At 68.4% G+C, this 1,620-nt stretch carries 3 protein-coding genes; 2 read left to right on the forward strand and 1 reads right to left on the reverse strand.

Going from position 1 to position 1,620, the window contains the following annotated elements:
- Nucleotides 1-148 precede the first annotated feature (148 nt).
- A complete protein-coding gene (locus EB084_25005) occupies nucleotides 149-856 on the forward strand; it encodes an SGNH/GDSL hydrolase family protein (GenBank protein ID NDD31523.1) in 708 nt (235 codons plus the stop codon).
- A gap of 18 nt (nucleotides 857-874) precedes the next feature.
- Here EB084_25005 and EB084_25010 read toward each other — a convergent pair whose 3' ends face one another.
- Entirely contained in the window at nucleotides 875-1,096 is a 222-nt protein-coding gene (locus EB084_25010) for a hypothetical protein (protein ID NDD31524.1), read from the reverse strand.
- Between the two features lie 135 nt (nucleotides 1,097-1,231).
- Here EB084_25010 and EB084_25015 point away from each other — a divergent pair.
- The coding region (locus EB084_25015; protein NDD31525.1) for a hypothetical protein at nucleotides 1,232-1,620 on the forward strand (389 nt) is incomplete at its 3' end.

The raw sequence follows: 1,620 nt of genomic DNA on the forward strand, positions 1-1,620 counted from the left end.
GGGGTTGGCTCCGTTGACCCCCACAAAGCGTGGGGGTTGGCACCGTTGACCCCCAGCACTGGCGGGAGTTGGGACGTTGGTTCTCCCCCGACCTTGGGGGGCGGAGTCGTCTGGGGGAGGAACCCTGGCCGTTGCAGAAGGGCTTCTCATGATTCGCACACGTGTCGTCTCGATGGTCTTGCTGCTCACGCTCTTCATGTCGGGCCAGGCTCGCGCCGATGCTCCCGTCATCGACCATACGGCCTGCGCCCAGGCTCCGCGGCTCTCGCAGGCCGCGCTCGATCAGGCCCGCCGCCTGTCGGTGGTCTTCGGCCATCAGTCGGTGGGGGGCAACATCCTCGAGGGCCTGAACGCCATGGCCGAGCATGCCCCTTCGAGGTATCGCCTGCCGCGGCTGAACGCGTTCGAGATCGGTGAGAACGGCGATCCGGCCTCGAAGGTGAATGACTTCGTGCGGCGGCTGGGCCGTCTGCGTTGCGACGTCGCGATGATGAAGCTGTGCTTCGTCGATCTCGAACAGGGGGGCAGTCCGGCGCGGGTCTTCGAGATCTGTCGCGCGGGGCTCGAGCGTGTCCGGGGCTGTCGTCTGGTGTGGTGGACCATGCCGCTCATGACGAGCGGGAACCGGCTGCGCAACGACTACAACGCGCGCGTGCGCGCCTACTGCCGCGCCAGGGGCGTGCCGCTCTTCGACCTCGCCGACATCGAGTCGCACGGCCCAGGGGGCGAAGAGGCCCGCGACGCGCAGGGGCCTTGTCTGCATCGGGCCTGGGCGAGCGACGAGGGGCACCTCAACGACGCCGGCGCCGCGCAGGCGGCACGGGCCTGGTGGGTGCTGCTGACCCGCCTGCCGTGACGTCGACGGGGCGGCGCGTCAGCGGTTCTCGTCTACGACTTCCTTGCGCACGCTCCACAGGGCATCGGTGAAGTATCGCGATGCGTCGTGAAACTCGGCCAGCGGTTCGAACCCGGTCTCGAGGGCGAGGCGACGCACCTCTGACGGGAGGAACTTGAATGAGTACTCGAGATGAACGGGCTCCCAGGACGCAGGCTGATCTGCCCGCGGTGACGCCGACAGCGGCGCGGCGGCGTTCACATCTCGTCTCAAACCGTTAACACCCGCGTCGTCGAAGTTCACATCGACGCAACCATCTCGCAACAGCGCGCGCGCGTTTCGTTCACGTCTCTCCTGTATCCTCGTTCTGAGGAACGTGAGAAGGAGGAACGTGAGATGGGTGATTCACAGGTGACACAGATGCCATCAGAGGGTGGAGGGGGACTGACCCCCCAGCAGGCCACCCTGCGCGCCGCGCGCAACCTGCTGCGCCAGAGCGGGGGCGACCTGCAGGCGCTGCCGCCGAAGCTGCAGCGGGCCATCCTGCTCGATCAGCAGCAGCGCAACGCCGCGGGCCATGCGCGGATGCGCGCGGCCCATGCCGCTGAGCCGCCGGCGGAGGATCCACACGGCGCGGCCGATCAGGTCGCGTTCGGATTGAGCCAGACCACCCGCGCGGCGCACGGCCTGCATCGCAAGGCCTGGGGGCTCGATGGGGTCGACGCGGCGCAGGCCACCGAGCGCGACCTTCACCAGACGAGGATCGCGCGGTTCGAGCAGCGCCT

It is taken from the genome of Pseudomonadota bacterium (assembly GCA_010028905.1).
Taxonomy (GTDB): domain Bacteria; phylum Vulcanimicrobiota; class Xenobia; order RGZZ01; family RGZZ01; genus RGZZ01.

What these genes read in the sequence shown, in the direction of transcription:
- EB084_25005 (NDD31523.1), top strand. Translation starts at nt 149, where the DNA reads ATGATTCGCACACGTGTCGTCTCGATGGTCTTGCTGCTCACGCTCTTC.